The organism is Bacillus cereus group sp. BfR-BA-01441 (assembly GCF_022663075.1).
In the GTDB taxonomy this organism is placed as follows: domain Bacteria; phylum Bacillota; class Bacilli; order Bacillales; family Bacillaceae_G; genus Bacillus_A; species Bacillus_A cereus.
In genome coordinates, this window is the sequence record NZ_JAKUEU010000001.1 from 182,276 (window position 1) to 197,515 (window position 15,240).

A 15,240-nucleotide genomic window follows, 5' to 3' on the forward strand; every position below is an offset into this window, starting at 1 on the left:
GTGAACATGAATTTACCGGATATGATCTTATATAACGGAAAAATTACTACCCTTGACCCTTCTCAGCCTGAGGTATCTGCTATCGCCATAACTGATGGTTTAGTCACTGCAGTAGGTGGAGATGAGCTTCTTAATAGTGCCACGGAAAAAACAAAAAAAATAGACCTTAAAAGAAAGAGAGCTATTCCAGGCCTGAATGACTCCCATATACACGTGATTCGTGGTGGTCTGCATTATAATATGGAATTACGTTGGGAAGGCGTGCCATCACTTTTTATTGCTCTAGAAATGCTCAAAGAACAGGCAAGGCGTACACCTGCTCCTCAGTGGGTAAGAGTAGTTGGAGGTTGGTCTGAATTTCAATTTAAAGAGAGACGGATGCCAACATTAGAAGAGATTAATGCTGTTTCTGAAGACACGCCTGTCTTTGTGCTACATCTTTACGATAGAGCACTTGTAAATCGTGCAGGGCTACGTGCACTGGGATACACGAAAGATACCCCAGACCCTCCAGGCTGTTTAATTCAGCGGGATAAAAGAGGTAATCCAACGGGCCTTTTAATTGCTAACCCTAACGCTTCTATTCTTTATTCAAGTTTGGGTAAAGCTCCAGTACTTAATCTTGACGACCAGATTAACTCAACTCGCCATTTTATGCGTGAATTAAATAGATTAGGTATTACAAGTGCCATCGACGCAGGTGGTGGTTTCCAAAATTACCCTGATGACTACAAAGTTGTTGAACATTTAGCCGAGAAGGAACAATTAACTTTGCGTATTGCTTATAATCTATTTACGCAAAATCCTAATCATGAATATGAAGACTTTGCTTCATGGGCAAAAATTGTTTCTCCCGGTCAAGGAAATGATAAGTATAAAATGAATGGTGCCGGAGAAATGTTAGTATTCTCGGCAGCCGATTTTGAAAAATTTCAAATGCCACGGCCCGAACTAGCTACAGTAATGGAAGCCGACTTAAAGAAAGTAATTTCTCTATTGGTGGAAAACCGTTGGCCATTCCGTTTACATGCAACTTATGACGAGTCAATCACACGTTTCTTAAATGTATTTGAGGAAGTTAACAGAGAAATTCCTTTTAATGGGCTACGCTGGTGGTTTGATCATGCAGAAACAATCTCAGATCGTAGTATGGAACGTGTTAAGGCTTTAAATGGCGGTATTGCCATCCAAGACCGCATGGCTTTTCAAGGTGAATACTTTGTTGACTTATACGGAAAGGAAGCTGCAAAGCATACTCCTCCGATTTATCGTATGTTAGACCTTGGTATACCTGTTGGCGCCGGTAGTGATGCAACCAGGGTTTCCAGCTATAACCCTTGGGTTGCTCTTTACTGGATGGTTGCTGGAAAAACCATTGGTGGGCTTTCCATATACGATGAAAAAAATAAACTTGATAGAAAAGTAGCCCTGGAATTATATTCAAAAGGAAGTGCGTGGTTCTCTGGCGATGAAGGTAAAAAAGGAACCCTGGCAGTAGGTCAGTTTGCTGATATTGCTGTATTGTCTGCTGACTACTTTACTGTGCCGGAAGAAGAAATCAAAGACCTTGAATCATTGCTCACCATTATGGGTGGGCAGGTTGTTTATGGAAATAATGAATTTAAAAACTTATCACCTGAATTGCCGCCAGCATCACCTGATTGGTCACCGACGGGCGTTTATGGTTATGGTGGTGCTAACCTAGCCAACACTATACTTTCTCACGATTCCCATGATAACAAGTTACATAGTTGTAGTAACCCTCTCCATCAACACACTCATACCGTAATAGGAAAAGATGGAACTAAATGGGGTATTGGTTGTACTTGCTTTGCTTTCTAAATCAAAACCACCGGTATAATGCCGGTGGTTTTCTTTCTACAATAAGGATATATAAATTCAAAATAGCAGTGTATATCCCTACATGGAATCTGTTACTATGCGATAAGACCGAAGAATTGATTGATTAACTTAACTTGTTTTTGATAGCCTTCTCTCCTTGCAAAGTCTGTCCTTTTTTCCTATCCCCCTTTTTGATCGACTACACCACACATATAAATCCACTGTCCTTCGACTTTAATATAGATTTTAATTTTTTCAATTGTTACACTAGGATCATTATTATTTCTATTACACTGATACTTTTTGAGAATCATTTAACTTCTGCATAAAGATGCGTGCTGCAAAACTTAAAAATTTATCATCAAAGTGTATAAGATTAATATCTTGACTTGGTGTTGGATCAGTAATACGAACTATGCTCAAAGTATCATTATTAACAAAGTTAACCAGTGAAAGAGGTATTATGGCAACACCATGTCCATTGTATACAAGGCTCAATAGAGAAATAGAAGATTTTGTTTCTATATTTGCTTCAGATAAAGATAACCCTAAACTCTCACAATATATCTTAATAGATTCACGACAACTACATGAAACCATTACTCTACTGAGCCCTACTAATTCTCGAAAAGAAACAAATGATTTTTCATTCAAAGGATGATTTTTTGGAATTACAAGGACGAGCTCTTCACTATACAAAAGGGTGTTTGTTAATGTGTCTGGAATTTGAGCACTACGTGTAATCCCGAAATCAATATTTTTGTCAACAATTTGATTTACAGCAACTTCGGATTCTATAATCTTTACTACAATGTTGGGATAATGTTGTTGAAACTTCATAATATAAGGTGTTAAATAAGTAAGATCCTCTAATAAACCTCCTATAGTAATCACACCTCTTTTTACACCCTTTAATTCAAAAATTTCATTATAAACGTCATCAAATTGTTGCATGATAAATTTTCCTTTATCAAATAGCAGCTTACCCGCTTCTGTCATTTTGATACCTCTTCCAACTCGATGAAACAAGGGTGTATCAAGTTCACCTTCTAAAACTCGTATTTGTTGACTTAAAGTCGGCTGTGAAATACCTAGAACTTCCGCAGCTTTAGTGAAACTATTATTATTACAAACTTGAATAAAATACTCTAAATGACGTAATTCCATTCTTGATACCCACTCTCCGCTTTATGAAAGATTTATAATTTAAAGGACGATATGTATACATTAACATAACAACTTTATTTCATATTATACCGATTGAAATTACATGCTTTATTCATTTTGTATTATAATAAATTTACTACCATTTATTAATTTTTCCTCCTATTTATTTAAATTATATTTAATTAGGACATTACTAATTCGAGATATATTTCTAAAGATTTATAGTTCTAGTGCATAATACCCTAATTTTTTCAACTTTTCGATTATCATTTTTTTCTCAGTATAGTCCAAACCACCAAATATTTGCTGAATCGCCTCTTTATGCTGAGGAAAAATAATATCCATTAGTTCAATACCTTCTGAAGTAATTGACGCATACGTGACACGGCGGTCTTTAGGACATGGTTTTCGTATTAAGAACCTCTTCTTTTCCAACTTATCCACTACATACGTGATACTACTACTTGCAAGTAATATTTTGTCTCCAATTTTTTGTATAGGCTGATCGCCTTTACTATACAGTAGCTCAAGCACTGCAAATTCAGTTGGATTAAGTCCATAACTTTTTATATCCTCTTCAATACGCTTAGTAATTGACTGTACTGCCCTTGATAATATAACAAATAACTTTAAAGATAAGCTCTCATCGTTAATCACGCTCATAATTTCCAATCCTTTACAAGTTATCTTGAATTCGAGATTCATTATATTATCGTCAAAATATTATGTCAATCATTCATTTTAGCTTTATCAATCCATTTATAATTTATTTCTCAACATATGACATATGGAATTAGAAGAAAACAATTGTTACTATATAAGTATCTCAATTACGTTATTTCTTTTAAAGAGAGCTTGTTTTTAATCGCAAGTTCTCTTTTGCCATATTCTAAATTGAATCCGGACAAATTTCAGAGTATATGATATAGTTTTTAAATAAAGATTAGAGCTCTCCTACAGGAAGGAGAGCTCTAATCTTTCATATAAATATTCACCATTTTTATCATTGTGAGGACATCAAAACTTTAACTTGATGGGGATATGGTGCTATCTCAATTAATAAATATTAAAAACCATATATCTATCATATTTTTTATAAACAGGATTAATTAGATTTAAAAAAAGATTTCTTTTTCTTTACTCGTAATAAGTCACCTGTCCATCCTTTGAATCGCATATACATATACATACCCGCTGTTGTGAAAATAATAAATAAGAGAGCGATTAAATAGCTATATTTCCATTCTAGTTCAGGCATGTATTTAAAATTCATACCCCATAATGCTCCTAAGGCTGTCAAAGGCGTACTCACAGCAGTTAATACAGTAAGAGCTTTCATAATTTCATTCCCACGATGAGAAGAAACAACTTCTTGTAAATGAATCATCGTGTCTAATTCTTCTTGGTACTCTTTAACAAGTTGTAATCCACGCTCTAATTTTACGTGTGTTTGTTTATAACAAAGGGTGTTTGTTAGTTTTTCTAACCAAGCTTCTTTTAGGCCTTGTAACACTTCTTGTATTAAGCGAAACACATGTGTGTTCATAAATAATTCATGACGAATATGATAAATCCTTTCTAAAACTGCTATGTTATTATGATGATAAAAATCCCATAATACATTTCTGAAATTGTTTTCAAAGTAGTCAACCTTTCGCAAATAATGAGATATAAACATTGATAAGATAGCACATAATCCTTCAGCGGAACTATTACAATTTTTTGTACCCATAGGGAAATTATGTATTAATTTTTGGAAATCCTCTTCCTCTTTTTCCTGAACTGTTATCAGTATTCCATGAGCTACAAAATAATGAAGAAATTTTTGAATTTTGGCGTCCTTTTTATCTTGATCATATAAAAACGAACCATATACACAAGTTTGACTTGGTGATAACGTATAAACATATAATCCATTTTCACAAGGAGAACTTATTTTCTTTACAAATTGAGCGAAATAAGATGTTACATCACGAGGGATTATAGAAGAAAGTTTTTCAAGCTCACTAGTTTTCACATGATACCAACTCCATTTCGTCATTTTTATGCATTCCATATTATTCTTCCTTTCTAAATAGTTTTATGTTTGATCGAATCATATCCGTAATACGAAATTTGTATGTAGGTATTCATGTCTTGGAGGAAGAATTTTTAGATCATCTAAATTACAAAATAAATAACATAGGAGGTCTTATTCTTTTAAAAGGAAGCCCCCCCTATATATTAGTTATTTTTATTTTCAATTTTAAACATTTCCTCTATACAAGCACTTTTTATCTTTTCTTATAAAGAATTTATTATATGTGGAAAAGAAGCTACATAATTTGGCACGTCTATTCAACGAACTCCATTTCATTCGTTATTATAATTTAGATTCATATGCAGATTGATTGGTGATGTCCTCAAATACTTGACTCCCAATAATGTAGTATCCATGGAGTGCAGCCTCTTTCGAAGCGTCTACCATACGGAAAGAAGAAATTTCACTTTGCATTTTTTCAATTCGTTTTTTGTGGAGATCTACTATTCCTCCTGTCCAAATAATAGTGTTATACTGTTCTAACTTAAATTGTTCTTGTAATACACGCATGACGTCTTGGAAGTGTGCATCCAACTCTTTTTGAATCAAAGTATGAACCTGACTTGCCTCATGATTTTCTTCTCGACATTCATATCCTTTTTCTAATATGTTTGGCATGTCGTTAATATGCAATTGATTACTTTCACCCTCATGATTCTGCACGATATTCTTAATATTTCTCAAAGGCTTGCTACACCCTAGTTCCGCCTCATAATGATTTAAAATGACATTCTGTTTCATATCTGTCATTTCTACTGTACGAAATCCGCCATCAATAATTAAGATGCGATCTCGTTCCTGAATGATTCCCTCTTTTAAGAAATAGGCATGTAAAGCGATCGGTTGCTGAAGAATCAAAGCATTTTCCACCGTAATATGAATAAATTTCCCATCAATTTGCACGGAAGTTTCTTTTTTTAGTGCACGTTGTAATTGCTCATGCTGACTACCAAAACAACTGATGGGAAGCCCGGTAACAACTAAAGGTAACACGACATTTTCTTTATAATCCTTTGCAATGCAACCAAATATTTGTTGTTTAAATCGTTCGCTTTCATAATAATTTTCTATTTCTTCGTCAAATGGAGGAAGAAATGAAGCGTCAGATTGATGTGCTTCATTTCCCATGTAGTATGCAAAGTCTAAGTCTATAAAACTTACCTTTGTTAAATCTTCACTTTCAGCATGATTAGGTACAGGGGCTAGTGTGGAAGCTTCACTCTTAACCGTCATCTCAGAATCTACATCCTGGCGATATGCCCTTTTGGTAAAGCCAATTCCTACATCAATTGCATACAGAGATTTCATACTTTTTTCCTCACTTTCTATTTTTAGAGTTACATCTAGGCACTCTCTTCTTTCCCTTCTTTCACATATTTCTTTTCATTTTTCGTTTTTTCCCCGTCTAAGTTCTTACTATTTTCATTTATTTCGTAATCCTTTTCATCTGTTTTCTTTTTGTTATTTTCGTTTTCTGTTAAGTCTTTAATGGTAGAAATCACAACTGGTGTGGCTGTAAGCAGTTGTGGTAATGTTTGTTTTGCAACATTAGCTGCAGTTACAGAGAATTGTTTACTTGTCTCGGTTACCTTCTCTAATGTTTCCTTTATGTTTCCTTCTTGTAGTTTGTCTTTTACGCTTTTTCCTTTTGTTTGTATAGCTTTCCGATTTTCTTTTTTTAACAGAGATACCATGACTCCGGTCGTAATCCCAATCACAGCATATTTAAATATTGTATGTTTCATTTTTCTCACCCTTCTCTACTTTTATTTTCTTCCATGCTACAACCTAAAATAATTAACTTATCTATTTATCAGATATTGCAATCTATTAGAGAGAATGATAGTTTTGCGGCTGCCTATCACTCTCCGTTAGTGTTTCATCTGTTACTAGAAGTAAAATTCTCCCTTGATCTAGTTTTTCTTCATATAAGTTAGCTTCCTCCTTCGACAACCCCATTTCCTCCATTTGATTTCGGAGCTCGTCCCCTTTTTTGGAGAAAAAGTTGATAATACTTGTGCCCAACCCTTGTTCTTTTACTCCAATCGTATTTGTGTTTGTATCATCCGCAATCTTTTTTGTTATATGTTTTTCATGTGTTAAGACGTAAATGTCATCTTGGTGAATCCCTTTCAATTCTAGCTCTTTTACTTTCATAACTACTTCCTGTTCATTTTGATATTCATAAACCACCGGTTTTCTTTCATTCTTATGCATCGTATTTTTCCTCCCTTAGATTTTTTATTTTCTTATTTAGTTGTTATGTAATATGTAATACACCTATTTTAAAGATGTTAAACCTAAATTTTCAAAAAACTTCACATAATAGGTTATTAATGTTTTTGAATATCAAGGAAATGTCACGAGCACTTTGCTTTGATAACAGTGTTACAAATAACGCTTTATTTGGAAGACAAGTCCATTATTTTATAGAAATCATAGAAAAATAAAAAAGCACTCCTTTTCAAAGAGTGCTAAAAAAAACATATAACCTAATAAAAATATTTCTATTTTGATTACAGAAAGAAAGTCTTTATTAAAACATATGGTTGCTAATTTAATTGCGATCTGCCTTGCACCCAAGCAGCAATATCATTTATAACATACTCAGGAATATTAGCAGGACTATAATATTCATCCGGTTTACTTATTTCCCCATCGCCCTCTGTAAAGAAATGATTTAACTTTGGATATAGTCGATAATCAACGTTATTTCGTTCTTTTAATTGTTCTTTCCAAAGAGGAATTTCGATTTTTGATTGAACTTGATAGTCTCTTTCTCCTTGAATAATAAGAAGTGGTGTCTTTTGTTCTTTTGACATTTCTGCTGCTTTAATTTTCCGAATAGAATCCCAAAATACTGCTGATCCTAAGTAAAAATCTTTTGGAGGATTCTGACCAGAGAAATTTGGATCATTTAATAATTCAAATTGCGATTTGTAGAATTTATATTGCTCCTGGTTCATTGCTCCAATAGAAAAAAGATACTCAAATTGATCTAAAACAACGTCTTGAATCGTACGAGCTGGCCCACCCATTACAATTGCCCCAGCAATATTTTGATTTTGGTCTTTTTCAATCATTTTCGGAAGCATCATTCCACCTTGACTATGACCAAGAATATATATTTGATTCTTATTTATTAGAGGCTCATTTTTAAGAAATTGAGTTACAAGAAGAGCATCATCTGTTGTCTCTTTATCAACTGTATAGAAGGGACTGAATTGTGTTTTCAGCCCATGTTCATACGTTCGTTTATTATAGCGAAGGACAGCAATTCCCTTCGATGCAAGACCTTCAGCTAAATCGCGAAATGGTTTTAAAGCAAACGCTGTTTCATCCTGATCAGTTGCTCCTGATCCTTGAACAAGAATAACCGCTGGAAAAGGACCATTTCCTTTTGGAACCGACAATGTTCCTGGTAATGGAAATGCACCACTTCCAACTACTACTTCTTTATCAACAAATGATTCAGGCTTACTATATGATGGACGCTCAGCAACAGGACTAAACGACATGCTTAGTTGAAAATCGTCTATTTTTCCGGATGGATCTAGTTTAATTAGTAAAGGTACAGTCATTTTTTCAAAAACTAATTGAATCTCCACATTTGTATGAACAGGATTTGTCTCTTTTTGTGTAACCTCTCCAATTTCTATAAAAGAACCTGCTTGTAATTGAACTGGCAGTCCCTCCCAATAGCTCTTCAACCATTCTTCGGATATTATTTTCTGTAATGACCTTGAGGTTAAATCAAATGCAGATTTATAATCTTCACTATTCATATGGCGAATAAATGAAAGAGTAGTAGATATAACAGGATTTTCATCATCACTATTGTCTACTTTTTTTATAGTTGTGTTTGCTTCCTTTAATTTCGAACTAAATTGGTAGTTAAACGGATAGTTATATGTATCAGGATATAAGCTTGTTTTCAATACTTCCGTATTCCGTCCCTCATACAAACTTGAAGAACTCGTAAAATTTTCAGGTGAAATTACTTCCTCCGCATATGTGACTGAAGGAATTGCTATTGTAAAAATTGCACTGACAAGTAATAACTTATTACTTATTCTTCTTTTCTTACCCATAATTATTGATTCTCCTTCCAAAATTTAAAATTTCTAATAGAACATGCCAACTATAAGGAAAATAAAAATTATTAAAGAGATTAATAATCTATTTTACGATCCCCCCTAACTAGTTAAAAATCTATCATTAACAAACTTCAATAAAAAATGCCTTCCCCCTCTTTTTTTATCATTGGATTTTTCAGTGACATAGAAGCGCAGCGCTGCATTACATGTAACTGACCCATGTGATTCCCTATTCTAAAAGAAAGCAGCACCCCACAAGATACTTTCTTTAATTGTTCTCACTCTAATTTATTTAGATAATTCTCTTATTACTGTAAGATACATTTATTCTAAATCCTAAAACTCACTTATTTCTTGATAGGTTCTTAAGAAATATCAAAAAATAAAGAAAAAAGTTATTTGGTTATTCATTCCGCAAGCTTAATGCTCAAGTTAGTTTTTTTCACATGGTGAAACTTTATTAAGAAAACTTTAAGGAATTTCCCTCTATATTTATAAGAATTTTTTTCTATACTGAAGCATGTAAATGAACAAGAGGAGAAACGATCATGAAGAAATTTGTAATTTGCATACTAGGAATAGGCCTTCCTATATACTTACTACCTTTCATATTACGCGGGGATTTAGACAGATTTAATCCGATTGCTGAAGAAAAAAATGTATATGCCGTTGCGAAAGGATATGGTGTTCCGGATTATCATCAAAAAGGAAAAGCTATGTACTCACTAAAAGCTGTTGATGAATTAAGCAATGAAAAAGAATATAATGTTGGAACGAACACGCCTAATGATTTTATAAGAAAAACTTACTTAAAAATTCATGTAAAAGGAAAGTATGTGTATTCTTACGATATTATTTCTAAAGAGGATATTCCGGAGAAAATAAGGGGACAATTGGAGATAGCAAATAAATAAAAGAGCCAATTCATACGAGTTGGCTCTTTATTCTCTCTTCCATCTACCGCTGGGAGAATTCTTTCGGTAGATTTATTAAATTCGTTATCATTGTTTCAATAACCATTCTTCAATTACTTTCACTGTTTCATCTCGTTGTGCTTTTGGCGTAATTAAACTCGCATTATCACCTTTTTGCTCACCGTACATGCCAAAATTAGCATGATTCCCCCCTTTTATCATGTGCATAGTATTATTCTTTGACATTAACTTTTTATTGTTCTCTATTTTTTCTACAGTTGCTAAAGCATCTACTTCCCCGTAAATTGATAACATTGGAATCGACTTAGTAGAGAAGTCATCTGCAGGATACGAACCTAAGAAAATAATCCCGTCTACCTTTTCTTCATGTTGAAAGGCATACCTAGAAATCATAGCTCCACCCATTGAATGCCCAGCAACATACCATTTTTGAACTTCAGGATACTGTTCAATTACACTATCTACCTCATTTATTCCAAATATCGCTAAATTTAATGGTAACTTAGGCATTACTACAAAATGCCCATCTTTTGCAAGAGCTTCTCCTAAGTAACTATAAGCCTCGGCTTCTACTTTAGCTCCTTGATAAAAAATAACTCCTATTTTTGCATCTTTCTCTCCAAAAACTATATAATCTGCATCTTTTTTATCATCTACTAAAGACAAAGCCTCTTTCGTTGGTTTATAAGTAAACTGAGACCAAGTTAAAAAAGTAATACTTCCGATCATTAAAATACCTAATACAGAGTACAGAACAATTTTTATCCATTTCTTCACACATATGACCTCCCTAAGATGTGTATATTCTATACTTTAGATTATCATTAATAAACATAAAAACTCGAGCATTTTCTTTGTGCTCAAGTTTTCATTTACGTCTTTAATTTATACTATAAATTGTCCAAGATAAATATGTAGCAAATGCAGACCATAAAAAATATGGGATTAGCAACCATGCCGATACTTTAGATAAATTGGAAGAAAACATAATGAGAAGTAACGTAGTAATAGCGACTAGTAAACAATCTACTGTTGCTAAAAATAAATTTTTTTGGCTAAATTGAAAGTAGCTGAACGCTTGATTGAACATATAATTTAAAAGGAAAATAAACCAAAATGTTTTTGGCTTGAATCCATAGTTGTTGTAAATAATTGCAACTGATAATGCAATAAGTCCAAATAATACAGCCCATATCATTCCGATTGTCATACCAGATGGTGTCCAAGACGGCTTTTCTAACGCATCATACCAAGTACGATCAATAGGGAATAAAACACTAGAAACATAAAACAAACCATATGTTAGTAAAAATACTATAATACTAGATTTTTTCATAAACATTCTCCTTTTTACTAGAAGATTATAGAAACTTTATATGATTAGTATGTCCTTGTAATGGATAAAATTCTAATATTAAAATTCAAAATACATATTGTTTAACCTATTTCATACAAATTCTTTCATACTTTTATATGCACAAAGGGCTCTCTCCCGTGCTGCCTTATGATCAACAATCGGAAAAGGATATGTATCCCCAAGTTTTATATTGGATTTTTGTAAAATATGCTCAGGTGCTTCCCAAGGCTTATGTATATATTTGTTTGGGATATCTCTTAATTCTGGTACCCATCTTCTTATATACTCTCCATTTTTATCAAACTTTTCTCCTTGTGTGATTGGGTTAAAAATACGAAAGTACGGTGATGCATCTGCTCCACTTCCAGCAACCCATTGCCATCCCATTGTATTATTTGCAATATCAGCATCTAGTAGTGTATCCATAAACCATTTTGCTCCTTCTTGCCACGGAATTAACAAATGCTTTACAAGAAAAGAGGCTACAGCCATTCTTGCCCGGTTATGCATAAAACCTGTTTGCCATAGTTCTCGCATTCCCGCATCAATAAACGGATAACCCGTTTTCCCCTTTTGCCATACTCTTAATAACTCCTCTTCCTTATCCCACGGGAAATTTTCAAAGCTCTTATTAAGAGGTTTATATACTGTAAATGGATAATGATATAGTAAATAATAAGAAAACTCTCGCCAAATTAATTGACGTATAAAGCTATTAACTTGTTTTTCAAAAAGACTACATTGTCTTTCGGTACTTTTATTTATTAAGTAATGAAACATTAGCTTTACTGATATTTGACCAAATGAAAGATACGGTGCCAACATCGAATGGACATTTTGACCTGGAAAATCTCTTCCTTCACTATAAGAGACTAATTTACTAGAGAAAAATTTCTTGAATGTTTTATATGCCCCTTCTTCTGTCGGATCCCATATTACTTCCATATGAGATGTCCACGGTATAATCGGCAACAATTGTAATTCTGAAACAGATAAGCTTGCTGGTAAAGAGTTCCCCCACTTTATACTCTGCACTCTGCTAAAAGGTTTAGGTATTACCTGCTTTTGAAATGCATTGTAAAAAGGCGTAAACACCTTATATTCAGTGTTATCTTTCTTTTTAATAATCCACGGTTCTAATAATAAATGCGAATTAAATTCTTTACAGATAATACCTTTATCCTCTAACATCATTTTCATTTTTTGATTAGATTGTAATCTGTCCGGATCATAACAAATATTCCAATATACAGCCGTTATATCTAATTGCTCTATGAGAGAAAGTATTTCTTCCTCCGTACGTCCTTTACGAATTATTAAAGTAGAGCCCAATGCCTCAAGTTGCTTCTTTACATCTATTACAGCATGGTGCAACCACCACTTTGACGCACTTCCCATTGAAAAAGTTTCATCTTGTATATATACAGGAAGAACCTCACCAGACTGAACAGCCTCAAATAGAGCTGGGTTATCATATAAACGAAAATCTTTTTGAAACATAACAATAATTTTATTTTGCATGGCTATCCTTTCTAATTCTTAAAGCACAATTCATTCTTTATTAGAACAAATACTTCTGTTATTTTTAAATGATTATAAGAATCATTTTTTGTAATTGCAAACAAACTCTTCTATCTTTAATGGATTTTTCCAACTCTTAATAAAGATAAAAATATAATGCACTTTGTACTTATCTTAAACTCTTATAAAATAAAAAAGAAAATGGAGAGAAAGATGAAAAAACAATTTTATAAACAATCAAACTTAAATACATCTATAGATTCAACAATCCTATGGACTTTTCAAAACCAAAATGCCATAAATACACTTTTGAATGAAGGTAAGCTTATAGCCGATCCTATTTTTGTTAGTAAAGAAGATTGCACAGCATATAAATACATTGTAAGACGCATGAAACAGAAAGGTATTGACTTTATTATAGATTTACCCATTTGGGCATGGCATTCATGCAATGGTTACCAAAAGAAGCCTACTTATGAGACTGCAAGAGAATTACTATCAGATATTCAATTAGAGAAAGAAATATACCTCATCGAATTCACATGTCCTAATTTTTTATTCATGTTAACAAACTATAGCGGATGGTGCGACATTTATTTTAAACTTACTGGCAATCCTAAAGCAAGTGTAACAAATGATGAAGAAAAATACTTATTTAATCTTTACCCTACCATTGAGGAAGAATGGGAATATCATCATATCCAAGCAACTCTACCCTACCTAAAAAAAGAATGGATTATACAAATAACTGAACTTAGTAAAATGAATGGATTTAACAAATAGTCACATGAAACTAATACATTTAAAATAGCTTTTTTTATAATGGAATCCTAAATATGCTCCTTACTACTATGATTTTGTATACATGCAGTTTACTCATTTAGTTTTGGTCTAGTTTGTAAATATAAATTCAAATCTGGACTTGAACCGTTAATAATTATATCTCGAACAATTTTAGAAAGTACCATACTATAAACTAATCCATTATCTCCATACGCATAGATAAAGTGACAATTTGGAAACTCTTCATACATTCCAATTATAGGTAAACCATCATGAGTACCACCATAAAAAGCACTTAAATAAAATTCAGGTTCAACTGTTATATTGGGAAAGAGCTTATTAAATTCATTCACTAATTTCTCTTTTTTATGGATTAATTTTGAATCTCTTTCTTGAGCAATGTTTGTATCTTCATCTAATCCACCTATAATAATCCTATTATCTACAGTAGTTCTCATATAAATATATGGTCTCGCAGTTTCCCAAATGAGAGTGCGTTTATACCAAGAAGATAAAATCTTCCACAGGATTAGTAACAATTGCATATGAGCTAATCAGTGTAGCGTTCTTTTCCTTTTTAAATTCCAATCCTTCATATCCTGCAGCCACAATTACTTTATTGGCAGTAATAGAATTGCCCTCCTTTGTATAAAAGATAGCACATTCTTTCTCTAACTTTTTGCCAACAATCTCTGTATCTTCATAAATGTGAACTCCTTTATTAGAGGCTTGTTCTAATAAACTATGTGTAAATTTATAAGGATTTATTTCACCATCATTATACGTATAAATAGCTGCACGTTTTTTAAATGGATATCTCTGTCCAATTTGTTTTTCTGATAACCAAGCCGCTTTAAAATCATGCTTATGTAAATAATACAGTTCCTTTTCTAATTTCTTTATATCCTCTTCATAACTTGCATAATATAAGCTGTCACGTCGTTTAAAGTCAGAGCAATAAGGCAAGTTTTGATCAGCATATTCAATATCATTAATAGCTTGTTCACATAATTTCATATGCTTAACTGCATACTCTTCCCCAAATGTATTTACAAGTTCAAAAAACATCTTATCACCTAAATATTGAATAAGTGCTGTATTTGTAAGGTTACTTCCATGTCCTACCTTTCTTTTATCAACGATAACAATATTTAAATCTGATTCACTCAAATAGTATGCTGATTGAGCACCCGAACTTCCTGCTCCTATTATTAGTACGTCACATTTTATATCTTCGTCCAACCGAGGATAAGAAGGTGTATTAGAAAAAGTCGTGTTCCAATATAATTTCCCTTTCTGTAAATCCATTTTAATTGCACCGTCCTAAATAAAATAGTTATATCCCCATCGGTATCTCCAAATCATTCTTACTATATACTTCTTATCAAAATTATCTTGCTATCATGAATAAAGGTTTTCATAAACCTAAAAGCCTTGTCTTAAAAATTTTTTTCGAAA

The 15,240-nt window shown here is 32.9% G+C and carries 13 protein-coding genes and 1 pseudogene; 3 read left to right on the forward strand and 11 right to left on the reverse strand.

Going from position 1 to position 15,240, the window contains the following annotated elements:
* Positions 1-6 precede the first annotated feature (6 nt).
* On the forward strand, positions 7-1,842 hold the full coding sequence (locus MR107_RS00860) for an amidohydrolase (protein WP_001052854.1): 1,836 nt from the start codon (positions 7-9) through the stop codon (positions 1,840-1,842).
* Positions 1,843-2,130: 288 nt separating this feature from the next.
* Here the strand turns inward: MR107_RS00860 and MR107_RS00865 are convergent, their stop codons facing one another.
* The 7 genes from MR107_RS00865 to MR107_RS00895 form a co-directional block, all read right to left on the reverse strand.
* Positions 2,131-3,009 carry a LysR family transcriptional regulator gene (locus MR107_RS00865; RefSeq protein WP_000423188.1) on the reverse strand — a complete coding sequence of 293 codons (879 nt, stop codon included), beginning with the start codon at positions 3,007-3,009 and terminating at the stop codon, positions 2,131-2,133.
* Between the two features lie 219 nt (positions 3,010-3,228).
* Positions 3,229-3,672 carry a MarR family winged helix-turn-helix transcriptional regulator gene (locus tag MR107_RS00870; protein WP_000111425.1) on the reverse strand — a complete coding sequence of 148 codons (444 nt, stop codon included), beginning with the start codon at positions 3,670-3,672 and terminating at the stop codon, positions 3,229-3,231.
* A 442-nt stretch (positions 3,673-4,114) separates the two neighbouring features.
* Entirely contained in the window at positions 4,115-5,065 is a 951-nt protein-coding gene (locus MR107_RS00875; RefSeq protein ID WP_000388925.1) for a magnesium transporter CorA family protein, read from the reverse strand.
* Between the two features lie 306 nt (positions 5,066-5,371).
* A complete protein-coding gene (locus tag MR107_RS00880) occupies positions 5,372-6,397 on the reverse strand; it encodes a ParM/StbA family protein (RefSeq protein ID WP_048657110.1) in 1,026 nt (341 codons plus the stop codon).
* A gap of 35 nt (positions 6,398-6,432) precedes the next feature.
* Entirely contained in the window at positions 6,433-6,834 is a 402-nt protein-coding gene (locus MR107_RS00885) for a hypothetical protein (protein WP_063245393.1), read from the reverse strand.
* Between the two features lie 85 nt (positions 6,835-6,919).
* The gene (locus tag MR107_RS00890) at positions 6,920-7,306 is read right to left on the reverse strand and encodes a YflT domain-containing protein (RefSeq protein ID WP_048657111.1); all 387 of its coding nucleotides are present in this window, start codon (positions 7,304-7,306) and stop codon (positions 6,920-6,922) included.
* A gap of 335 nt (positions 7,307-7,641) precedes the next feature.
* On the reverse strand, positions 7,642-9,180 hold the full coding sequence (locus MR107_RS00895) for an alpha/beta hydrolase (protein ID WP_242291991.1): 1,539 nt from the start codon (positions 9,178-9,180) through the stop codon (positions 7,642-7,644).
* Positions 9,181-9,734: 554 nt separating this feature from the next.
* On the opposite strand from MR107_RS00895, the gene MR107_RS00900 reads away from it, so the two are divergent.
* Positions 9,735-10,100 (forward strand): YxeA family protein, encoded by a 366-nt coding sequence (locus tag MR107_RS00900; RefSeq protein WP_065382364.1) that lies wholly within the window; start codon positions 9,735-9,737, stop codon positions 10,098-10,100.
* Positions 10,101-10,187: 87 nt separating this feature from the next.
* On the opposite strand, the gene MR107_RS00905 is transcribed toward MR107_RS00900, so the two are convergent.
* From MR107_RS00905 to MR107_RS00915, 3 genes are all read right to left on the reverse strand, one after another.
* Positions 10,188-10,898, reverse strand: coding sequence for an alpha/beta hydrolase (locus MR107_RS00905; protein WP_025688069.1), 711 nt, complete (start codon positions 10,896-10,898; stop codon positions 10,188-10,190).
* A 103-nt stretch (positions 10,899-11,001) separates the two neighbouring features.
* On the reverse strand, positions 11,002-11,457 hold the full coding sequence (locus MR107_RS00910) for a TspO/MBR family protein (protein WP_025688067.1): 456 nt from the start codon (positions 11,455-11,457) through the stop codon (positions 11,002-11,004).
* 111 nt (positions 11,458-11,568) lie between these two features.
* Complete coding sequence (locus MR107_RS00915; RefSeq protein ID WP_242291992.1) at positions 11,569-12,999, reverse strand: cryptochrome/photolyase family protein; 1,431 nt, start codon at positions 12,997-12,999, stop codon at positions 11,569-11,571.
* 213 nt (positions 13,000-13,212) lie between these two features.
* Between MR107_RS00915 and MR107_RS00920 the strand changes: the two genes are divergently transcribed.
* Positions 13,213-13,782, forward strand: coding sequence for a DUF3841 domain-containing protein (locus MR107_RS00920; RefSeq protein ID WP_000743891.1), 570 nt, complete (start codon positions 13,213-13,215; stop codon positions 13,780-13,782).
* An 89-nt stretch (positions 13,783-13,871) separates the two neighbouring features.
* Here MR107_RS00920 and MR107_RS00925 read toward each other — a convergent pair.
* Positions 13,872-15,090: pseudogene (locus MR107_RS00925) on the reverse strand (NAD(P)/FAD-dependent oxidoreductase).
* Between the last annotated feature and the right edge of the window lie 150 nt (positions 15,091-15,240).

Coding starts and splice junctions, on each gene's coding strand:
- MR107_RS00860 (WP_001052854.1), top strand. CDS start 7: ATGAATTTACCGGATATGATCTTATATAACGGAAAAATTACTACCCTT.
- MR107_RS00865 (WP_000423188.1), bottom strand. CDS start 3,009: ATGGAATTACGTCATTTAGAGTATTTTATTCAAGTTTGTAATAATAAT.
- MR107_RS00870 (WP_000111425.1), bottom strand. CDS start 3,672: ATGAGCGTGATTAACGATGAGAGCTTATCTTTAAAGTTATTTGTTATA.
- MR107_RS00875 (WP_000388925.1), bottom strand. CDS start 5,065: ATGGAATGCATAAAAATGACGAAATGGAGTTGGTATCATGTGAAAACT.
- MR107_RS00880 (WP_048657110.1), bottom strand. CDS start 6,397: ATGAAATCTCTGTATGCAATTGATGTAGGAATTGGCTTTACCAAAAGG.
- MR107_RS00885 (WP_063245393.1), bottom strand. CDS start 6,834: ATGAAACATACAATATTTAAATATGCTGTGATTGGGATTACGACCGGA.
- MR107_RS00890 (WP_048657111.1), bottom strand. CDS start 7,306: ATGCATAAGAATGAAAGAAAACCGGTGGTTTATGAATATCAAAATGAA.
- MR107_RS00895 (WP_242291991.1), bottom strand. CDS start 9,180: ATGGGTAAGAAAAGAAGAATAAGTAATAAGTTATTACTTGTCAGTGCA.
- MR107_RS00900 (WP_065382364.1), top strand. CDS start 9,735: ATGAAGAAATTTGTAATTTGCATACTAGGAATAGGCCTTCCTATATAC.
- MR107_RS00910 (WP_025688067.1), bottom strand. CDS start 11,457: ATGAAAAAATCTAGTATTATAGTATTTTTACTAACATATGGTTTGTTT.
- MR107_RS00915 (WP_242291992.1), bottom strand. CDS start 12,999: ATGCAAAATAAAATTATTGTTATGTTTCAAAAAGATTTTCGTTTATAT.
- MR107_RS00920 (WP_000743891.1), top strand. CDS start 13,213: ATGAAAAAACAATTTTATAAACAATCAAACTTAAATACATCTATAGAT.